The organism is Streptococcus sp. 1055, from assembly GCF_013276815.1.
Classification (GTDB): domain Bacteria; phylum Bacillota; class Bacilli; order Lactobacillales; family Streptococcaceae; genus Streptococcus; species Streptococcus pseudopneumoniae.
On sequence record NZ_VMLT01000016.1, the window covers coordinates 1 to 21,807 of the forward strand.

The window sequence follows — 21,807 nt, forward strand, 5'->3', positions numbered from 1 at the left end:
ATCTACATGAAGGAAGATTTCTCAGACGAAGATGGAGTGCGTGCTGCCGAACTTGAAGGAGAGTTTGCCGAGCTTGGAGGATGGGAAGCAGAAAGTGAAGCCTCTCAACTCCTTCAAAACCTAAATATCCCAGAAGAATTGCACTACCAAAACATGAGCGAATTGGCCAATGGTGAAAAAGTAAAAGTTCTCCTTGCTAAAGCACTTTTTGGTAAACCTGATGTGCTTCTCTTGGACGAGCCTACCAACGGTTTAGACATCCAATCTATTACTTGGTTAGAAGACTTCTTGATTGACTTTGATAACACCGTTATCGTAGTATCCCACGACCGTCACTTCTTAAACAAAGTATGTACTCACATGGCCGACCTTGACTTTGGAAAAATCAAACTATATGTCGGAAACTACGACTTCTGGAAGGAATCTTCTGAGCTTGCTGCTAAATTACTAGCAGACCGTAATGCCAAAGCAGAAGAAAAAATTAAACAATTGCAAGAGTTCGTTGCTCGTTTCTCCGCTAATGCTTCTAAATCAAGGCAAGCAACATCACGTAAGAAAATGCTTGATAAGATTGAACTTGAAGAAATTGTACCATCTAGTCGTAAATATCCATTTATCAACTTTAAAGCAGAACGTGAGATTGGTAATGATCTCTTGACAGTAGAAAATCTAACTGTAAAGATTGATGGTGAGACTATTTTAGATAATATCAGCTTTATCTTGCGTCCAGGTGATAAGACAGCGCTTATTGGACAAAATGACATCCAAACGACTGCATTAATTCGTGCAATCATGGGAGACATTGACTATGAAGGAACTGTCAAATGGGGAGTTACTACTAGCCGTTCTTACTTGCCAAAAGATAACTCGGCAGATTTTGCAGGAGGAGAGTCAATCCTTGACTGGTTGCGTCAATTCGCAAGTAAAGAAGAAGATGACAATACTTTCCTACGTGGCTTCCTCGGCCGTATGCTCTTCTCTGGAGATGAAGTTAACAAACCTGTAAATGTCTTGTCAGGGGGAGAAAAAGTTCGTGTCATGCTTTCAAAACTCATGCTCTTAAAATCAAATGTCCTTGTACTTGATGATCCAACAAATCACTTGGACTTGGAATCTATCTCAAGCTTGAATGATGGATTGAAAAACTTTAAAGAATCAATCATCTTTGCCAGCCATGACCACGAGTTTATTCAAACTCTAGCCAACCATATCATTGTCTTGTCTAAAAATGGCGTCATTGACCGTATCGATGAAACCTATGATGAATTCCTAGAGAATGCAGAAGTACAAGCAAAAGTTAAAGAACTTTGGAAAGACTAAAAAAATTCAAAACTCAGTTGGGTTAACCAGCTGAGTTTTCTAACATTTTATGAGGTAACATGAAATTATTTTTTAAAACATATTGGACCTATTTTGTTTCTTTCATCATTCCCATAATCATTATGATAGGAGTATATCTATCTCAAGGTATCTACTGGAATAGCGATACATCTCCACTATTAGGAGATGGCTTTCATCAATACGTTATTTTTGATATAGCTCTAAGAAATATCCTACATGGAAATGGTAGTTTGTTTTACACCTTTACAAGTGGCCTCGGATTGAATTTCTATGCCCTATCTAGTTATTACTTGGGTAGTTTCCTTTCACCACTAGTTTACTTTTTTAATCTGTCGAATATGCCAGATGCTGTCTATCTGACAACTCTCTTAAAGTTTGGATTGATTGAACTGTCAACTTACTTTAGTTTAAACAAATTATTTCAATCGATTCCTAAGCCTTTAAAACTAGCTTTATCTACTTCCTATGCTCTGATGAGTTTCACTGTCAGTCAATTAGAGATAAAAACCTGGCTAGATGTTTTTATCTTGATTCCTTTAATTATAACTGGTTTACAGCTACTTATCACTGAAAAGAAATTCCTATTGTACTTTACAAGTCTGTCAATCTTATTTGTCCAAAATTATTATTTTGGCTATATGACAGCATTGTTTCTTATTTTCTGGTATCTCTGCCAAATTTCTTGGGACTTTAAAACTCGAAAATCATCTGTTCTTGATTTTGTTGTGACCTCCTTTTTAGCTGGTATGGCTAGTTTGATTCTGACTCTTCCTACTCTGTTTGATTTGCAGACACACGGGGAAAATTTGACTGAAGTTACAAAGTTTCAAACTGAAAATAGCTGGTACCTTGATCTCTTTGCTAAGCAATTTATTGGTTCCTTTGATACAACAAAGTATGGGGCTATCCCAATGATTTTTGTCGGACTACTTCCCTTTATTTTGACCATTTTGTTTTTTACGATTAAATCTATTAAGTTTCACGTGAAACTTATCTATGCAATTTTCTTTGCATTTCTAATTGCCAGCTTTTATATAGAAGCTCTTGATTTATTTTGGCAAGGCATGCATACTCCAAATATGTTTTTACATCGCTATGCTTGGATTTTCTCTACCCTGTTAATTTACACAGCAGCGGAAGTCTTAAATCGTCTGAAAGAAATTAAAATCTGGAATTTTTTAGTTTCGCTTTTTCTTATAGTAACAGGATTTTTAGCTACCATCTATCTAAAATCGCATTATTCTTTTTTAACAGATTTGAATATTCTACTGACTCTTGAATTTTTGGTTGTCTATTCTCTTCTACTCCTTGTAGTTATCAAAAAGTTTATCTCTGTAAATCTATTTGCCATTATAATTTCTTTATTTATAATGGTTGAAATAAGTTTAAATACTTCATCTCAAATAGACGGAATTGCTAAAGAATGGGGATTTGCTTCTCGAAGTGCATATAATCGAGATATTCCATCTATGGAATCTTTCTCAACATATATTGAAAATCAATTTACTCGTACTGAAAAACTAGAAACTCAGACAGGAAATGACAGTATGAAATTCAACTACAATGGAATCTCTCAATTTTCATCTGTTCGAAATCGTTCAGCAAGCTCTACTTTGGATAAACTTGGGTTTAAATCCTCTGGGACTAATCTCAATCTCCGCTATGCAAATAATAGTATTTTGGCTGATAGTTTATTTGGTATCCAGTACAATATCTCAGACAGTCCTATTGATAAGTATGGTTTTAAAGATATCTATCAAAAAGATAATCTTACCCTATATGAAAATCAATTCTCTCTTCCGATTGCCTTTGCTAGTCAATCTGTTTACAATGATGTCAAGTTCAATGAACACACTTTGGATAATCAAGCCTCGTTTTTAAATCAACTTGCTAACGTCGATTTTGATTATTTTTCTACAATCCCTTATGACAAAACAGAAAATACTAATGATTTGATTATTGTCACAAGTTCTTCAAATGAGGATGCAGCAATCCAGTATCAAATTGAAGTGCCAGAAAACAGCCAAGTTTATCTTTCTTTCACAAACCTTCACTTTTCTAATGATAAACAAAAAAAGGTTGACATCCTTGTAAATGGAGAAAAGAAAACTTTTACAACTGATAATATCTTCTCCTTCTTTAATCTAGGCTATACAAAAGAGAAAAAAACTTTCAATATCAATGTTAGTTTCCCTGGAAATTCACAAGTATCATTTGAATCTCCTACCTTCTACCGTTTAGATACCAAAACATTCACCGAGGCAATTCAAAAAATTAAAGAACAACCTGTCACAGTATCAACTTCTAAAAACAAGGTCTTTGCTACATATGATGTTAAACAAGATACGTCCATTTTCTTCACCATTCCTTATGACAAAGGTTGGTCTGCCTACCAAGATGGTAAGAAAATAGAAATTAAACAAGCTCAAACTGGATTTATGAAAGTTGAGGTTCCCAAGGGGAAAGGAACTATTACACTCTCCTTCATTCCCAATGGTTTTATTACTGGAGCAATTTGTTCCTTTACTTCTCTCTTACTATTTGGAACCTATAATCACAGACGAAAGTCATCTAAGGCATAAAAAATCGACCAATTAATCGGTCGATTTTTTTAATCTTCTTCCATTTTCTTAGGTTGATAGGCTAGCATACCTAAACCAGTAAATAGAGCTAGTATGGCATCTAGGAAAATGACTTGCTGATGAATATTTCCTGTCATAGAGATTGTTTGTCGTAATCCCGAAACTGAATAACTCATTGGTAACCAAGGACTAATAGTTCTAAAGAAATCATTTGTCAAGGCAAGTGGATAAGTACCGGCACTTGATGCTAACTGTAATAAAAGCAAAATAAGTGAGAAGAAAGCTCCTATACGGCTATTCCATGTTGTTAATGCGGTCACCATGGACATGAATACTAAACTTGTTAGGATAATGAAAATAAATGTTCTCATCTCATGATTAGCCGTTAGACCAATAAGATGAACTCCTCCATATACCAAAATTCCTGCCAAAACAGCTATAATACCATTTATTTCAGCCCGAGATTTCAACCAAGCCCAACGGCTCTCTGGATGACGTCCTGAAGGCAGCTTCGCAAAGATCATATTCGTTGATATTGCTGCAACAAAGAGAGCAACTGATATCATATAAGGAGCCATTGCAATTCCATTTACAGGAACTTGGTCATTGTCTGTTTTGGAAAGATTGAGTGGATTTGACAAAATATCTGCATTTTGAGATTCCGTAGATGCTGATTTGAGTTGATCACTAGCATTACTTAGTCCTTGTCCTAAAGAAGCAACTCCTGTCTGTAAACCTTCCAATCCAGAAGTTAACTTTGTTCCACCTTCTGCTAATTTCCCAGCTCCATCTGCCAATTTATTAGCTCCACTTTCTAATTGAGAAGCACCTGAAAGTAACTGACTGGATTTGTCAGCTAGTCGGCTAGATCCTGACTGCAATTTATCAACTCCTGCTATCAATTCTTGACTCTTTTGATTCAATTGGTTAGAGCCAGTTGATAATTTTTCAATACCAGATACTAATTCTGGAGTTTTTTCAACTAATTGACTAACTCCTGCTGTCAAGCTAGAAGATTTTTGTGTCAAGGTGTTTGAGCCTGAAACTAGTTGATCCAAACTACCTGTCAAGGTGGCATTTTTTTCACTTAGTTTACTTGCTCCCTGAGAAACTTTATCAACACCTGTAGTATATGCGTTTACACCTGATGCAATCGACTGACTATCAGGAACTAATTTGCTAGTAACAGCTCCTTGTATCTCTGTTAATCCACTTGACAATCTTGTCAAAGAAGTAGAAGCAATAGGTAATACTTGATTAGCTTGATTTTTTAAAGTCGCAAGATTAGAAGATTGATTTTGTAAGTTTTCTAAACTTCCCTGTAAACCTTTAACTACAGCTACAATTGACTGTGCTGATTGAATACTATCAGTCGAATTTTGAGATACAGAAGCACTTATTTCAGCTTGTTGCTCACTTGTCAAAGATTGATAAGCTGCTGTCGATTGAATATTGGCTAATGTAGTCGCTTTAGCAGACTGAGCACTTGCTAACATTTGATTAGAAAGAGATACTATACTTGATAAAACAGAATCTAATTGTTTTGTATCTCCAACATCAATATTTTGAATGGCTTGATTTAACTGATTCAGACCAGAAGATAATTGATTAATTTGATCTTTTTTCCCAGACGAAGCATCTAACTTGCTAGAAAGTTGTTGAATCCCTTCACTTAATTGCTCCACCCCTATTCGAAGTGTAGCTGATTGATTAGATAACTGATTAGCACCTGTTGCAAGACTTCCCACTCCATTGGTGTAGGCACTAACACCAGATGAAAATTGATTAAGACCAGCATTAAGCTGAGAAACACCGCCAGTATAGGATTCTACACCAGAATATAACTGATTGATTCCTCCTACTAATTCAGGACTTTTAGAAGATAATTGACCTAATCCGCTATCTAATTGACTCACTGCACCAGTATATGTAACTAAACCACTATTAAAATTCCCTAAGCCAAGATGAAGTTGTTCAACACCAGAGACATAAGAGGATAATCCTTTAGTAAACTGCTCCGTTCCATTTGAAAATGTTAAACTTGAAGCTGCTAAAGAGTGTAGGTTAGTAGTTAATGTTTGACTTCCTGCCACTAACTGATTCGCTACATCAGTTAGTTTTTCACTTCCAGAATCTGCTTGGCTCATACCATCCTTTAAATAGACCATTTTGTTGAATAAAGCTTTAGTATAGGTCTCGGTTACATTGGTAGAAACACTCTGCTTTAATTGTGTCATAGCAGAATCGCTCATCTTGCTGGCAATAAAACTATGACCACTTGAAGTCTGATAATCGATTTGCATTTGCTCTGGATAATCCGTTAAAATAGAAGCTGCTTTTTCAGATAAATCACTTGGTAAAGTCACTACCATATAGTAATCGCCATTTTCTAAACCCTTCTTACCTTCTTCATCTACAAAATGAAAATCCAAGGTTTTATTTTCTTTTAAATTGGACACCATGTCTTTTCCTATAGGCATGCTATTACCATTATAGGAAGCCTCTTTATCATTATTGACAACTGCCACAGGTAAGTCAGACAATTGCCCATATGGATCCCACATTGATGACAAAAATATGATATTGTACAGAGCTGGAATAAGAGAAATCCCGATTATGACAATAATAAAGGTTGGTTTTTTAAAAATTGCTTTCCATTCTTTAAACATAGTTTCTCCTTTTTTTAAACATATTGTCTAAAATTTTGATATAATGGATTATACATTAAAAAATCTATTTTTAGACATATAGTCTAATTTGTTTACAAGGAGGAAATATGCAAGAAAGTAACAAACGCTTAAAAACAAAGCGAACTATTGAAAATGCTATGGTACAATTACTGATGGAACAGCCATTTGATCAAATTTCTACTGTCAAGTTAGCAGAAAAAGCCAGAATTAGCCGTTCCAGCTTCTATACGCACTATAAGGATAAGTATGATATGATTGAGCACTATCAAAGCAAGCTATTTCATACATTTGAATATATTTTTCAAAAACATGCTCATCACAAAAGAGACGCTATTTTAGAAGTTTTTGAATATCTAGAGTCAGAACCACTTCTGGCTGCCCTTCTTTCTGAAAATGGGACTAAAGAAATCCAAAATTTCTTACGAAATAAACTTCATATCATGCTCAGTACAGATTTACAAAAGCGATTTATGCAACTGAATCTAAATACCACTGAATTAGAATATAGTAGCATCTATCTAACTCATGCACTTTTTGGTGTCTGCCAAACTTGGATTGCACATGGAAAAAAAGAAAGTTCTCAAGAAATAACAAACTTCCTTATGAAAATGCTTGGTGATACAAATTGATACAAAAAGAGGAACACAGCTGTGTTCCCTTTTATCTATACTCCGCCAGTAGGACTCGAACCTACGACATCATGATTAACAGTCATGCGCTACTACCAACTGAGCTATGGCGGATAAAATAGTCCGTACGGGATTCGAACCCGTGTTACCGCCGTGAAAAGGCGGTGTCTTAACCCCTTGACCAACGGACCTTCTATCTGTAGCAGATATAACCATTATATCAATTTCTTGCTAATTGTCAATCACTTTTGAGATTTTTTCTCTAAAATATCTTTTAATTTTCTAATTTTTAATCTTGAAATAGGACAACGATGATCTTCATAGAAAACAATTTCTAGATTTTTTCGATCAATCTCTCTAATATTGCCTATATTTACCAAAAATGACTTATGAGGAGAATAAAATCGCTGAGTATGTTTGTCCTTTTCCTGAATATCTGTCATAGTACCGTAAAACTCTTTGGCAAAATTCTTACCAATAATACGTAATTTATGAGAGACTCCTGTCGTTTCAATATACAAAATATCATGGTAAGGGATTTTTAAATCATTTCCCTTGTAATTGTAGTCAAAATAATCCACCACATCTTCATTTTCAAGTAACATACTCTTCGTGTAAAAGATATTTTGCTCAATTCTCTTCTTAAACATCTCATCGTTGATATCCTTATCAACAAAATCTAGGGCTGATACCTGGTATTTATAGGTTAGAGTCGCAAACTCTGATCGACTGGTGATAAAGACGATAATAGCGTAAGGATTGTAATGACGAATGAGCTGAGCCACTTCAAATCCCTTTTTCTCAATTCCATGAATATCAATATCTAGGAAATAAAGCTGATTTACTTCATCGTTTTCAATGTATTCTTCAAATTCACGGACTTTTCCCGTTGTCTTGTATGATATTGGAATATTCGATTCTTTCGAAATTTCATCCAATATTCTCTCTAGTCTCACTTGATGTTCAATAACATCTTCTAAAATTAAAACTTTCATTCAAATTCCCTCTTACATCTAATGATTTGTCTAAATGTACTGCCTTCCATCTCTGTTTCTAAAATAATATTGTTGTACTTATCTAGTAGTTCCTTCACATTATTTAATCCGACTCCGCGATTTCTTCCCTTAGTGGAGAATCCTAAGGCAAATAGATTTCCTGAAGGAGTCATCGTCATTTTACATGAATTCTGAATCACAATCACTGTTTCAGTTTCCATCTTAATAACTGCTACTTCCATCTGCTTTTTATAACTATCAGCCGATCCTTCGACAGCATTGTTCAATAAAACACTCATAATACGAACCAAATCCAATAGTTCAATTGGGAGCTTGGTAATCGTATCTTTTACTTCCAGTGTAAACTCTACACCATTATTTCGAGCATAGACAATGGACTGAGCAACCAAACTTCGTAAAGCTGAATCTTCTATGTTGTTCAAATCAAAGTAAGTGTACTTATCTGAACGCAGTTTGTGATTAGCTTTGACCAAAACTTCATTGTAAACTCTGTCAATTTCTTGTAAATCACCACTGTCAATTGCCATCTGCATGCTGACAAGCATTCCAGCATAGTCATGTCGAAAACCACGGATTTCATTATACAGTCCGACAATTTCGTCTGTATAGTTTTGTAAATGTTTCTGTTCAAATTTCTTCTGCTTCAAAGCAATCTCTTTTTCCATTTGTTCTTTATGCGAATTCATTGCAAAGAAGGTCAAAAGTAACGAGATAAAAACAATAGATGACAAAATACTTCCAAAACTATTCAAATGTTTAACCGTACTTACCATATCTGAAACGAAAGATACAATATGGAGCAGTAGTAAGGCAAAAAATACTTTTTTCAAGAAAGGATAGAGGTAGTCTTTGTCAAAATAGGCTAGTTCCAAATGGAAATAATGAATGATTTTTAAGACAACAAAATAGGTCAACACCGTTACAACGAAAAAGAATGGGGCATGATATTGTGAAACAAAATTGTCTCCTGTTATAGAAGAGAAAGTTACGGACAGAAAGTTATGAGTGCTCTCATATAAAAGAGATAGTAGTAAACTTAGGAATAGTCCTCTATCCCTCTCATACTGTTTAATCCATCGAAAATAGGAATATAGGCCCAAAGGAAATAAAAATCTTTCAATCACTATTTCATCTAAATATAGAAGATAAAAGGAAAGTTCAAGTACTGCTTCTACTAGTAATGTATAGAGACCAAAAAAATATAGTTCCTTTGATTTTATTTGACCTTTACAAATTAAACGGTAACTGTGACTAATAATTAAAAAATGACCAATAACTGTCCCAAATCCAAATAAATTCATTACTCTTTCCCCTTATTTTATTACTTTTTTCTTGGGAAAATAAAATCACGGAGGATTTTTGGAAGTCTCATTTCCCCACCTTTAATCTTTTGCAAGTCTTTTTCCTTCAAGGCTACAAACTGTTCCAATTTAACTGTGTTTTTCATAATAAAATCTCCTAAAATGTTTTTTCTTGTAAGCTAACTTACAAAAACCATTATACAAAATGGAATTTCGTTTTAGATAAAATTCTCTCAACTGTCATTTTTTTCTCCCAAAGTGTACTTTTTTAAGAAAAAAGCCGGGAAAATTCCCAGCTTTGCTATTATATTGATCCCAGCAGGATTCGAACCTGCGACCGTTCGCTTAGAAGGCGAATGCTCTATCCAGCTGAGCTATGAGACCTAACACAATTATTCTACCAAAAATTCAATTAAAAGTCAATTTATTTATGATAGGGTGATCCCTGCTGAATCGTAAAAGCGCGATAGATTTGTTCAACAAGAACTAGTCTCATTAACTGATGGGGCAAGGTTAGGCGACCAAAACTGACAGAAAGATTGGCTCTATTTTTTACAGCTGATGACAATCCTAAACTTCCCCCAATAATAAAGGTAAGAGTAGAAAATCCTTTTATAGAAGCTTCTTCTAACTGCTTACTAAATTCTTCTGAAGAGAACATTTTCCCTTCAATAGCTAATGCAATAACAAAATCACGGTCAGCAACTTTTGATAAAATTCTCTGACCTTCTATTTCTAAAATCTTTTGATTTTCTGATTCACTGGCCTTATCTGGTGTTTTTTCATCTGATAACTCAATCATTTCAAACTTAGCAAATCTAGAAATTCGTTTTGAATACTCTGCGATACCATCTTTTAAATACTTTTCTTTCAGTTTCCCAACTGTTACAACTTTAATTTTCATGACTCTATTCTAACATATTCTCTATTTTTTCACATCTTATTCACAAAATAAAAAATAGATTTCAATTAAGAAAATCACAGCTTCAAAAGAGTTATCCACAGTTTGTGTAAAACTTTTGTGTTTAAGTTATAATTAAGCTAGTCAGTTTATACTTTCAGTAATTCAAACATATGGAGGCAAATATGAAACATCTAAAAACATTTTACAAAAAATGGTTTCAATTATTAGTCGTTATCGTCATTAGCTTTTTTAGTGGAGCCTTGGGTAGTTTTTCAATAACTCAACTAACTCAAAAAAGTAGTGTAAACAACTCTAACAACAATAGTACTATTACACAAACTGCCTATAAGAACGAAAATTCAACAACACAGGCTGTTAATAAAGTAAAAGATGCCGTTGTATCCGTTATTACTTATTCAGCAAATAGACAAAATAGCGTATTTGGCAATGATGAGACTGATACAGATTCTCAGCAAATCTCTAGTGAGGGATCTGGCGTTATTTATAAAAAGAATGATAAAGAAGCTTACATCGTCACCAACAATCACGTTATAAATGGCGCCAGCAAAGTAGATATTCGTTTGTCAGATGGAACTAAAGTACCTGGAGAAATTGTCGGAGCGGACACTTTCTCTGATATTGCTGTCGTCAAAATCTCTTCAGAAAAAGTTACAACAGTAGCTGAGTTTGGTGATTCTAGCAAGTTAACCGTAGGAGAAACTGCTATTGCCATTGGTAGCCCGTTAGGTTCTGAATATGCAAATACTGTTACTCAAGGTATCGTATCTAGTCTCAATCGAAATGTATCTTTAAAATCTGAAGATGGACAAGCCATTTCTACAAAAGCCATCCAAACTGATACTGCTATTAATCCAGGTAACTCTGGTGGCCCACTGATCAATATCCAAGGACAGGTTATCGGAATTACCTCAAGTAAAATTGCCACAAATGGAGGAACATCTGTAGAAGGTCTTGGTTTTGCAATCCCTGCAAATGATGCTATCAATATTATTGAACAGTTAGAAAAAAACGGAAAAGTGACGCGTCCAGCTTTGGGAATCCAGATGGTTAATTTATCTAATGTGAGTACAAGCGACATCAGAAGACTCAATATTCCAAGTAATGTTACATCTGGTGTAGTTGTTCGTTCGATACAAAGTAATATGCCTGCCAATGGTCACCTTGAAAAATACGATGTAATTACAAAAGTAGATGACAAAGAGATTGCTTCATCAACAGACTTACAAAGTGCTCTTTACAATCATTCTATCGGAGACACCATTAAGATCACTTACTATCGCAACGGTAAAGAAGAAACTACATCTATTAAACTTGACAAGAGTTCAGGTGATTTAGAATCTTAATTGACATCTATGTAAAGAAAGCTTTACATAAGAGAAAAGATGTGTTAGTGTAGAATCATGGAAAAATTTGAAATGATTTCTATCACAGATATACAAAAAAATCCCTATCAACCCCGAAAAGAATTTGATAGAGAAAAACTAGATGAACTAGCACAGTCTATCAAAGAAAATGGGGTCATTCAACCGATTATTGTTCGTCAATCTCCTGTTATTGGTTATGAAATCCTTGCAGGAGAGAGACGCTATCGGGCTTCACTTTTAGCTGGTCTACGGTCTATCCCAGCTGTTGTTAAACAGATTTCAGACCAAGAGATGATGGTTCAGTCCATTATTGAAAATTTACAGAGAGAAAATTTAAACCCAATAGAAGAAGCACGCGCCTATGAATCTCTCGTAGAGAAAGGATTCACCCATGCTGAAATTGCAGATAAAATGGGCAAGTCTCGTCCATATATCAGCAACTCCATTCGTTTACTTTCCTTGCCAGAACAGATTCTCTCAGAAGTAGAAAATGGCAAACTATCACAAGCCCATGCGCGTTCCCTAGTTGGGTTAAATAAGGAACAACAAGACTATTTCTTTCAACGGATTATAGAAGAAGATATTTCTGTAAGGAAGTTAGAAGCTCTTCTGACAGAAAAAAAACAAAAGAAACTGCAAAAAAATGATCATTTCATACAAAATGAAGAAGAACAGTTAAAAAAACTACTCGGATTAGATGTAGAGATTAAACTGTCTAAAAAAGATAGTGGAAAAATCATTATTTCTTTTTCAAATCAAGAAGAATATAGTAGAATTATCAACAGCCTGAAATAAGGCTGTTCTTTTATTTTTTTATCTCACAAGGTTATCCACTATGTTTTTCGATAAAAAGCTTAATAAAACAATAGTTTCTGACTTTATCCCCAACCTGTGGATAAAACTTGATAACATTGTGGATTATTTTTCACAGCTTGTGGAAAATTCTTGCTATATATGGTAAAATATCTCTAGTATTAAACTTTTAAATAGTAAAGGAGGAGAAAGGATTGAAAGAAAAACAATTTTGGAATCGTATCTTAGAATTTGCGCAAGAAAGACTGACTCGATCCATGTATGATTTCTATGCTATTCAAGCTGAACTCATCAAGGTAGAGGAAAATGTTGCCACTATATTTCTACCTCGCTCTGAAATGGAAATGGTCTGGGAAAAACAACTAAAAGATATTATTGTAGTAGCTGGTTTTGAAATTTATGACGCTGAAATAACTCCCCACTATATTTTCACTAAACCTCAAGATACGGCTATCTCACAAGTTGAAGAAGCTACAAATTCAACTCTTTATGACTATAGTCCAAAGTTAGCATCTATTCCTTATTCGGATACTGGATTAAAAGAGAAGTATACCTTTGATAATTTTATCCAAGGGGATGGAAATGTTTGGGCTGTATCAGCTGCTTTGGCTGTCTCTGAAGATTTGGCTCTAACCTATAACCCTCTTTTTATCTATGGAGGACCTGGGCTTGGTAAGACTCACCTGTTAAACGCTATTGGAAATGAAATTCTAAAAAATATTCCAAATGCGCGTGTTAAATATATTCCTGCCGAAAGCTTTATCAATGACTTTCTTGATCACCTAAGACTTGGGGAAATGGAAAAGTTTAAAAAAACCTACCGCAGTCTTGATCTTTTGCTAATTGATGATATCCAGTCACTCAGCGGAAAAAAAGTTGCAACTCAAGAAGAATTTTTCAATACTTTTAATGCCCTTCATGACAAGCAAAAACAGATTGTCCTAACCAGTGATAGAAGTCCAAAGCATTTAGAAGGACTCGAGGAGAGGCTTGTCACGCGCTTTAGTTGGGGATTGACACAAACTATCACACCCCCTGACTTTGAAACACGCATTGCCATTTTACAAAGTAAAACGGAACATTTAGGCTACAATTTCCAAAGTGATACTCTAGAATACCTAGCTGGGCAATTTGATTCAAATGTTCGAGATCTTGAGGGAGCCATAAACGACATCACTTTAATTGCCAGAGTAAAAAATATCAAGGATATCACTATTGATATTGCTGCAGAAGCTATTAGAGCTCGAAAACAAGATGTTAGCCAAATGCTCGTCATCCCAATTGACAAAATCCAAAATGAAGTTGGTAACTTCTATGGAGTTAGTGTCAAAGAAATGAAGGGAAGCAGACGCCTTCAAAACATTGTGTTAGCCCGTCAAGTAGCCATGTATTTATCTAGAGAACTAACAGATAATAGTCTTCCAAAAATTGGGAAGGAATTTGGTGGAAAAGATCATACAACAGTTATTCATGCCCATGCTAAAATTAAATCTTTGATTGATGAAGACGATAATTTACGCTTAGAAATTGAATCAATCAAAAAGAAAATCAAATAAGTTGTGGATAACTTTTACTTTATTATCTTTTTTATCCACATTTTTTAAACAAGCCAAAAAACTTGATATGACTTGTTTAAAGTCTGTTTTCCACAGATTTCACAGACTCTATTATTACTATTATCCTTCTAATACTAAAAATAAATAAAGGAGAATCCATGATTCATTTTTCAATTAATAAAAATTTATTTCTACAAGCCTTAAATACAACTAAAAGAGCTATTAGTTCTAAAAATGCCATTCCTATTTTATCAACTGTCAAAATTGACGTGACCAATGAAGGTGTTACTTTAATTGGTTCAAATGGTCAAATTTCAATTGAAAATTTTATTTCTCAAAAAAATGAAGATGCTGGTCTATTAATTACTTCTTTAGGTTCGATCCTTCTTGAAGCTTCTTTCTTTATCAATGTGGTATCTAGCCTACCTGATGTAACTCTTGATTTTAAAGAAATTGAACAAAATCAAATTGTTTTAACCAGCGGCAAATCAGAAATTACCTTAAAAGGAAAAGATAGTGAACAGTATCCACGAATCCAAGAAATTTCAGCAAGCACTCCTTTGGTTCTTGAAACAAAATTGCTCAAGAAAATTATCAATGAAACAGCTTTTGCTGCAAGTACACAAGAAAGTCGTCCAATTTTAACAGGTGTTCATTTTGTATTGAGTCAGCATAAGGAGCTAAAAACAGTGGCAACAGACTCTCATCGTCTAAGCCAGAAAAAATTAATGCTTGAGAAAAATAGTGATGATTTTGATGTCGTGATTCCTAGCCGTTCTCTACGCGAATTTTCAGTGGTATTTACAGATGATATCGAAACTGTAGAGATTTTCTTTGCCAATAACCAAATCCTCTTTAGAAGCGAAAATATTAGCTTCTATACTCGTCTCCTAGAAGGAAACTATCCTGATACAGATCGCTTGATTCCAACAGACTTTAACACTACTATTACTTTTGATGTGGTAAACTTACGCCAGTCAATGGAGCGTGCTCGTCTTTTATCAAGTGCGACTCAAAATGGTACTGTGAAACTTGAAATTAAAGGTGGTATTATTAGCGCCCATGTTCACTCTCCAGAAGTTGGTAAAGTAAACGAAGAAATCGATACTGATCAGGTTACTGGTGAAGATTTGACCATTAGTTTCAACCCAACTTACTTAATTGATTCTCTTAAAGCTTTAAATAGCGAAAAGGTTACCATTAGCTTTATCTCAGCTGTTCGTCCATTTACTCTTGTGCCAGCAGATACTGACGAAGACTTCATGCAGCTCATTACACCAGTTCGTACAAATTAAGTGAAAGAGGTTGAGCTTAGCTCGCCTCTTTTATGATATAATCGAAAAAGAAAAGGAGAATAGTATGTATCAAGTTGGAAATTTTGTTGAAATGAAAAAACCACATGCTTGCACCATCAAGTCAACAGGAAAAAAAGCTAATCGTTGGGAAATTACACGTGTAGGAGCAGATATCAAAATCAAATGCAGTAATTGTGACCATGTTGTCATGATGGGACGCTATGATTTTGATCGAAAAATGAATAAAATTATTGACTGAGAACCCTTAGTTAGAGGGTTAGCAAGTTTTCCCTTTTTGTGTTATAATATTAGGGACTGAAATGAAAACGGAGAATGAGAAATATGGCTTTGACAGCAGGTATCGTTGGTTTGCCAAACGTTGGTAAATCAACACTATTTAATGCAATTACAAAAGCAGGAGCAGAGGCAGCAAACTACCCATTTGCGACGATTGATCCAAACGTTGGAATGGTTGAAGTTCCAGATGAACGCCTACAAAAACTAACTGAAATGATTACTCCTAAAAAGACAGTGCCAACAACATTTGAATTTACAGATATTGCAGGGATTGTAAAAGGAGCTTCAAAAGGAGAAGGGCTAGGGAATAAATTCTTGGCCAATATTCGTGAAGTAGATGCGATTGTTCACGTAGTTCGTGCTTTTGATGATGAAAATGTGATGCGCGAGCAAGGACGTGAAGACGCCTTTGTAGATCCACTTGCCGATATTGACACCATTAACCTAGAATTGATTCTTGCTGACTTAGAATCGGTGAACAAACGATATGCGCGTGTAGAAAAGATGGCACGTACGCAAAAAGATAAAGAATCAGTAGCTGAGTTTAATGTTCTTCAAAAGATTAAACCAGTCCTTGAAGATGGGAAATCAGCTCGAACTATTGAATTTACAGATGAGGAACAAAAGGTTGTAAAAGGTCTTTTCCTTTTGACGACTAAACCAGTGCTCTATGTTGCTAATGTTGACGAGGATGTGGTTTCAGAACCTGACTCTATCAACTATGTCAAACAAATTCGTGAATTTGCAGCGACAGAAAATGCTGAAGTAGTCGTCATTTCTGCGCGTGCTGAGGAAGAAATTTCTGAATTGGACGATGAAGATAAAAAAGAGTTTCTTGAAGCCATTGGTTTGATAGAATCAGGTGTAGATAAGTTGACGCGTGCAGCTTACCACTTGCTTGGATTGGGAACTTACTTCACAGCTGGTGAAAAAGAAGTTCGCGCTTGGACTTTCAAACGTAGTATGAAGGCTCCTCAAGCAGCTGGGATTATCCACTCAGACTTTGAAAAAGGATTTATTCGTGCAGTAACCATGTCATATGAGGATTTAGTGAAATACGGATCTGAAAAGGCCGTAAAAGAAGCTGGACGCTTGCGTGAAGAAGGAAAAGAATATATCGTTCAAGATGGCGATATCATGGAATTCCGCTTTAATGTCTAAAAAATTAATAAATGGTGTCAATTAGGTTGGAAAAAAATTCCAACCCTTTTGGCTTTTGAAAGGAAAAATAAATGACCAAATTACTTGTAGGCTTGGGAAATCCAGGGGATAAATATTTTGAAACAAAACACAATGTTGGTTTCATGTTGATTGACCAACTAGCGAAAAAACAAAATGTCACTTTTACACACGATAAGATATTTCAAGCAGACCTAGCATCCTTTTTCTTCAATGGAGAAAAAATTTATCTGGTTAAACCAACGACCTTTATGAATGAAAGTGGAAAAGCAGTTCATGCTTTATTGACTTACTATGGTTTGGATATTGAAGATTTACTTATCATTTACGATGACCTTGACATGGAAGTTGGAAAGATTCGTTTAAGAGCAAAGGGCTCAGCAGGTGGTCACAATGGTATTAAGTCTATTATTCAACATATTGGAACTCAGGTCTTTAACCGTGTTAAGATTGGAATTGGGAGACCTAAAAATGGTATGTCAGTTGTTCACCATGTTTTGAGTACCTTTGACAGGGATGATTATATCGGTATTTTACAGTCTATTGACAAGGTTGACGATTCTGTAAACTACTATTTACAAGAGAAAAATTTTGAGAAAACAATGCAGAGGTATAATGGATAAATGGTGACCTTATTAGATTTATTCTCAGAAAATAATCAGATCAAAAAATGGCATCAAAATTTAACAGATAAGAAAAGACAACTGATACTTGGTTTATCAACGTCTACTAAGTCTCTTGCAATTGCAAGCAGTTTAGAAAAAGAAGATAAGATTGTATTGTTGACGTCAACTTATGGAGAAGCAGAAGGACTTGTTAGTGATCTTCTATCTATCTTGGGTGAGGAACTTGTCTATCCATTTTTGGTAGATGATACTCCTATGGTGGAGTTTTTGATGTCTTCACAAGAAAAAATCATTTCACGGGTTGAAGCCTTGCGTTTTTTGACTGATTCATCTAAGAGAGGGATTTTAGTTTGTAATATCGCAGCAAGTCGATTGATTTTACCGTCTCCCAATGTATTCAAAGATAGTATTGTAAAAATCTCACTTGGTGAAGAATATGATCAACACGCGCTTATCCATCAGTTAAAGGAAATTGGCTATCGAAAAGTTACACAAGTACAAACTCAAGGCGAATTTAGTCTGCGAGGAGATATTTTAGATATTTTTGAAATATCCCAGTTAGAACCTTGCCGAATTGAGTTTTTTGGTGATGAAATTGATGGTATCAGGTCATTTGAAGTAGAAACACAATTATCGAAAGAAAATAAGACAGAACTCACAATCTTTCCAGCTAGCGACATACTTTTGAGAGAAAATGATTATCAACGAGGTCAGTCAGCTTTAGAAAAACAGATTTCAAAAACGTTATCACCTATTTTAAAATCATACTTAGAAGAAATTCTTTCAAGTTTTCACCAAAAACAAATGCATTCTGATTCACGGAAATTTTTATCTTTATGCTATGATAAGACATGGACTGTATTTGATTATATTGAAAAAAACATACCAATATTCTTTGATGATTATCAAAAATTGATGAATCAGTATGAAGTCTTTGAAAGAGAATTAGCGCAGTACTTTACAGAAGAATTACAGAATAGTAAAGCATTTTCTGATATGCAGTATTTTGCTGATATTGAACAAATCTATAAAAAACAAAGTCCGGTGACTTTTTTCTCTAATCTTCAAAAGGGACTAGGAAATCTCAAGTTTGACCAAATTTATCAATTTAATCAATATCCTATGCAGGAGTTTTTCAATCAATTTTCTTTTTTAAAAGAAGAAATTGAACGATACAAAAAAATGGATTACACTATTATCCTGCAATCTAGCAATTCAATGGGAAGTAAAACATTGGAGGATATGTTAGAGGAATATCAGATTAAATTGGATTCCAGAGATAAGTCAAGAATCTATCAACAATCTGTAAACTTAATTGAGAGTAACCTAAGACATGGTTTTCATTTTGTAGATGAAAAGATTTTATTGATAACTGAACATGAGATTTTTCAAAAGAAATTGAAACGTCGTTTTCGAAGACAGCATGTTTCAAACGCAGAGAGATTAAAAGATTACAATGAACTTGAAAAAGGAGATTACGTTGTTCACCATATTCATGGGATTGGTCAATATCTAGGAATTGAAACAATTGAAATCAAGGGGATTCACCGTGATTATGTTAGTGTTCAATACCAAAACGGGGATCAAATCTCTATCCCAGTAGAACAGATTCATCTACTGTCTAAATATGTTTCAAGTGATGGGAAAGCTCCAAAGCTCAATAAATTAAATGACGGTCATTTTAAAAAGGCCAAGCAAAAGGTTAAGAACCAGGTAGAGGATATAGCTGACGATTTAATTAAACTCTACTCTGAACGTAACCAGTTGAAGGGTTTTGCTTTTTCAGCTGATAATGAAGATCAAGATGCCTTTGATGATGCTTTCCCTTATGTTGAAACGGATGATCAACTTCGTAGTATTGAGGAAATCAAGAGAGATATGCAGGCTTCTCAGCCAATGGATAGACTTTTAGTTGGGGATGTTGGTTTTGGAAAGACTGAAGTTGCTATGCGTGCAGCCTTTAAGGCAGTCAATGATCACAAACAGGCTGTCGTCTTAGTTCCGACGACGGTTTTAGCGCAACAGCACTATACAAATTTTAAGGAACGATTCCAAAATTTTGCAGTTAATATTGATGTATTGAGTCGCTTTAGAAGTAAAAAAGAGCAGACTGAAACACTTGAAAAATTAAAAAACGGTCAAGTTGATATTTTGATTGGAACCCATCGTGTTTTGTCAAAAGATGTTGTGTTTGCTGATTTGGGCTTGATGATTATTGATGAAGAACAACGATTTGGTGTCAAGCACAAGGAAACCTTGAAAGAGTTGAAGAAACAAGTGGATGTCCTAACTTTGACCGCTACTCCAATCCCTCGTACCCTCCATATGTCTATGTTGGGAATCAGAGATTTGTCTGTTATTGAAACTCCGCCGACTAATCGTTATCCTGTTCAGACATATGTTTTGGAAAAGAATGATAGTGTCATTCGTGATGCTGTTTTGCGTGAAATGGAGCGTGGAGGTCAAGTTTACTACCTTTACAACAAAGTTGACACGATTGACCAGAAGGTTTCAGAATTACAGGAGTTGATTCCAGAGGCTTCGATTGGTTATGTTCATGGTAGAATGAGTGAAATCCAGTTGGAAAATACTCTACTAGACTTTATTGAGGGACAATACGATATCTTGGTGACGACTACCATTATTGAGACAGGGGTGGACATTCCAAATGCCAATACTTTGTTTATTGAAAATGCGGACCATATGGGTTTGTCAACCTTGTATCAGTTAAGAGGAAGAGTCGGTCGTAGTAATCGTATTGCTTATGCCTATCTCATGTATCGTCCAGAAAAATCAATCAGTGAAGTCTCTGAAAAGAGATTAGAGGCAATCAAAGGATTTACAGAATTGGGCTCTGGATTTAAGATTGCTATGCGAGATCTTTCGATTCGTGGAGCAGGGAATCTCCTAGGAAAATCCCAGTCTGGTTTCATTGATTCTGTTGGTTTTGAATTGTATTCACAGTTACTAGAGGAAGCTATTGCTAAACGAAACGGTAATGCTAACGCTAACACAAGAACCAAAGGGAATGCTGAGTTGATTTTGCAAATTGATGCCTATCTTCCTGATACTTATATTTCTGACCAACGACATAAGATTGAAATTTACAAGAAAATTCGTCAAATTGACAGCTGTGTCAATTATGAAGAGTTACAAGAGGAGTTGATAGACCGTTTTGGAGAATACCCAGATGTAGTTGCTTATCTTTTAGAGATTGGTTTAGTCAAGTCATATTTGGACAAGGTCTTTGTTCAACGTGTGGAAAGAAAAGATAATAAAATTACAATTCAATTTGAAAAAGTCACTCAACGACTGTTTTTAGCTCAAGATTATTTTAAATCTTTATCCGCAACGAACTTAAAAGCAGGCATCGCTGAGAATAAGGGATCAATGGAGCTTGTATTTGATGTCCGAAATAAGAAAGATTATGAAATTTTAGAAGGTCTGCTGATTTTTGGAGAAAGTTTATTAGAGATAAAAGAGTCTAAGAAAGAAAATTCCATTTGATATTTTTCTTCTATAAAGTAGATAAAAATGGTACAATAATAAGTTGAGGTAATAAGGATGAGATTAGACAAATATTTAAAAGTATCACGAATTATCAAGCGTCGTACAGTCGCAAAGGAAGTAGCAGATAAAGGCAGAATTAAGGTTAATGGAATCTTGGCCAAAAGTTCAACGGATTTGAAAGTTAATGACCAAGTTGAAATTCGCTTTGGCAATAAGTTGCTACTTGTAAAAGTACTGGAGATGAAAGATAGTACAAAAAAAGAAGATGCAGCAGGCATGTATGAAATTATCAGTGAAACACGGGTAGAAGAAAATGTCTAAAAATATTGTACAATTGAATAATTCTTTTATTCAAAATGAACACCAACGTCGTCGCTACCTGATGAAAGAACGACAAAAACGGAATCGTTTTATGGGGTGGGTATTGATTTTGATTATGCTATTATTTATCTTGCCAACTTTTAATTTAGCGCAGAGCTATCAGCAATTACTCCAAAGACGTCAGCAATTAGCAGACTTGCAAACTCAGTATCAAACCTTGAGTGATGAAAAGGATAAGGAGACAGCATTTGCTACCAAGTTGAAAGATGAGGATTATGCTGCCAAATATACACGAGCGAAGTACTATTATTCTAAGTCGAGGGAAATAGTTTATACGATTCCTGACTTGCTTCAAAGGTGAT

At 34.9% G+C, this 21,807-nt stretch carries 18 protein-coding genes and 3 tRNA genes; 13 read left to right on the forward strand and 8 right to left on the reverse strand.

The window, feature by feature from the left end; genetic code table 11:
* The coding region (locus HT699_RS01720; protein WP_172934048.1) for an ATP-binding cassette domain-containing protein at positions 1 to 1,320 on the forward strand (1,320 nt) is incomplete at its 5' end.
* Positions 1,321 to 1,379: 59 nt separating this feature from the next.
* Entirely contained in the window at positions 1,380 to 3,923 is a 2,544-nt protein-coding gene (locus HT699_RS01725) for a YfhO family protein (protein ID WP_172934049.1), read from the forward strand.
* A 29-nt stretch (positions 3,924 to 3,952) separates the two neighbouring features.
* On the opposite strand, the gene HT699_RS01730 is transcribed toward HT699_RS01725, so the two are convergent.
* A complete protein-coding gene (locus tag HT699_RS01730) occupies positions 3,953 to 6,592 on the reverse strand; it encodes a YhgE/Pip domain-containing protein (protein ID WP_172934050.1) in 2,640 nt (879 codons plus the stop codon).
* A 107-nt stretch (positions 6,593 to 6,699) separates the two neighbouring features.
* On the opposite strand from HT699_RS01730, the gene HT699_RS01735 reads away from it, so the two are divergent.
* Positions 6,700 to 7,242 (forward strand): TetR-like C-terminal domain-containing protein, encoded by a 543-nt coding sequence (locus tag HT699_RS01735; RefSeq protein WP_050223254.1) that lies wholly within the window; start codon positions 6,700 to 6,702, stop codon positions 7,240 to 7,242.
* A 40-nt stretch (positions 7,243 to 7,282) separates the two neighbouring features.
* Here the strand turns inward: HT699_RS01735 and HT699_RS01740 are convergent.
* The 7 genes from HT699_RS01740 to rlmH form a co-directional block, all read right to left on the reverse strand.
* Positions 7,283 to 7,356 (reverse strand) — tRNA-Asn (locus HT699_RS01740).
* 5 nt (positions 7,357 to 7,361) lie between these two features.
* Positions 7,362 to 7,433 (reverse strand) — tRNA-Glu (locus tag HT699_RS01745).
* Between the two features lie 51 nt (positions 7,434 to 7,484).
* Positions 7,485 to 8,237 carry a competence system response regulator transcription factor ComE gene (comE, locus tag HT699_RS01750; protein ID WP_000866065.1) on the reverse strand — a complete coding sequence of 251 codons (753 nt, stop codon included), beginning with the start codon at positions 8,235 to 8,237 and terminating at the stop codon, positions 7,485 to 7,487.
* The gene (comD, locus tag HT699_RS01755) at positions 8,234 to 9,559 is read right to left on the reverse strand and encodes a competence system sensor histidine kinase ComD (RefSeq protein WP_001048117.1); all 1,326 of its coding nucleotides are present in this window, start codon (positions 9,557 to 9,559) and stop codon (positions 8,234 to 8,236) included. Before comD ends, comE begins: the two co-directional genes overlap by 4 nt.
* 20 nt (positions 9,560 to 9,579) lie before the next feature.
* Complete coding sequence (comC, locus tag HT699_RS01760; RefSeq protein ID WP_000799687.1) at positions 9,580 to 9,705, reverse strand: competence-stimulating peptide ComC; 126 nt, start codon at positions 9,703 to 9,705, stop codon at positions 9,580 to 9,582.
* Between the two features lie 164 nt (positions 9,706 to 9,869).
* Positions 9,870 to 9,943, reverse strand: a tRNA-Arg gene (locus tag HT699_RS01765).
* Between the two features lie 40 nt (positions 9,944 to 9,983).
* On the reverse strand, positions 9,984 to 10,463 hold the full coding sequence (gene rlmH / locus HT699_RS01770; RefSeq protein WP_000695932.1) for a 23S rRNA (pseudouridine(1915)-N(3))-methyltransferase RlmH: 480 nt from the start codon (positions 10,461 to 10,463) through the stop codon (positions 9,984 to 9,986).
* A gap of 182 nt (positions 10,464 to 10,645) precedes the next feature.
* Between rlmH and HT699_RS01775 the strand changes: the two genes are divergently transcribed.
* The 10 genes from HT699_RS01775 (at position 10,646) to HT699_RS01820 (ending at position 21,806) form a co-directional block, all read left to right on the forward strand.
* Positions 10,646 to 11,827, forward strand: coding sequence for a S1C family serine protease (locus HT699_RS01775; RefSeq protein WP_000681604.1), 1,182 nt, complete (start codon positions 10,646 to 10,648; stop codon positions 11,825 to 11,827).
* A gap of 57 nt (positions 11,828 to 11,884) precedes the next feature.
* Positions 11,885 to 12,643 (forward strand): ParB/RepB/Spo0J family partition protein, encoded by a 759-nt coding sequence (locus tag HT699_RS01780; RefSeq protein ID WP_172934051.1) that lies wholly within the window; start codon positions 11,885 to 11,887, stop codon positions 12,641 to 12,643.
* A gap of 212 nt (positions 12,644 to 12,855) precedes the next feature.
* Positions 12,856 to 14,217: a chromosomal replication initiator protein DnaA gene (gene dnaA / locus HT699_RS01785; RefSeq protein ID WP_061438534.1), complete on the forward strand. Its 1,362-nt coding sequence runs from the start codon at positions 12,856 to 12,858 to the stop codon at positions 14,215 to 14,217.
* A gap of 158 nt (positions 14,218 to 14,375) precedes the next feature.
* Complete coding sequence (gene dnaN, locus HT699_RS01790; protein WP_172934052.1) at positions 14,376 to 15,512, forward strand: DNA polymerase III subunit beta; 1,137 nt, start codon at positions 14,376 to 14,378, stop codon at positions 15,510 to 15,512.
* Between the two features lie 64 nt (positions 15,513 to 15,576).
* Positions 15,577 to 15,771, forward strand: coding sequence for a DUF951 family protein (locus HT699_RS01795; protein WP_000285186.1), 195 nt, complete (start codon positions 15,577 to 15,579; stop codon positions 15,769 to 15,771).
* Positions 15,772 to 15,854: 83 nt separating this feature from the next.
* Entirely contained in the window at positions 15,855 to 16,970 is a 1,116-nt protein-coding gene (gene ychF, locus HT699_RS01800) for a redox-regulated ATPase YchF (RefSeq protein ID WP_172934053.1), read from the forward strand.
* Positions 16,971 to 17,041: 71 nt separating this feature from the next.
* A complete protein-coding gene (gene pth / locus HT699_RS01805; protein WP_000163917.1) occupies positions 17,042 to 17,611 on the forward strand; it encodes an aminoacyl-tRNA hydrolase in 570 nt (189 codons plus the stop codon).
* Complete coding sequence (gene mfd, locus HT699_RS01810) at positions 17,612 to 21,121, forward strand: transcription-repair coupling factor (protein ID WP_119919409.1); 3,510 nt, start codon at positions 17,612 to 17,614, stop codon at positions 21,119 to 21,121.
* A 57-nt stretch (positions 21,122 to 21,178) separates the two neighbouring features.
* On the forward strand, positions 21,179 to 21,445 hold the full coding sequence (locus HT699_RS01815) for an RNA-binding S4 domain-containing protein (protein WP_001234978.1): 267 nt from the start codon (positions 21,179 to 21,181) through the stop codon (positions 21,443 to 21,445).
* Positions 21,438 to 21,806 carry a septum formation initiator family protein gene (locus HT699_RS01820; RefSeq protein WP_000041903.1) on the forward strand — a complete coding sequence of 123 codons (369 nt, stop codon included), beginning with the start codon at positions 21,438 to 21,440 and terminating at the stop codon, positions 21,804 to 21,806. The genes HT699_RS01815 and HT699_RS01820 overlap by 8 nt, the downstream gene beginning before the upstream one ends.
* The last annotated feature ends 1 nt before the right edge of the window (position 21,807 follow it).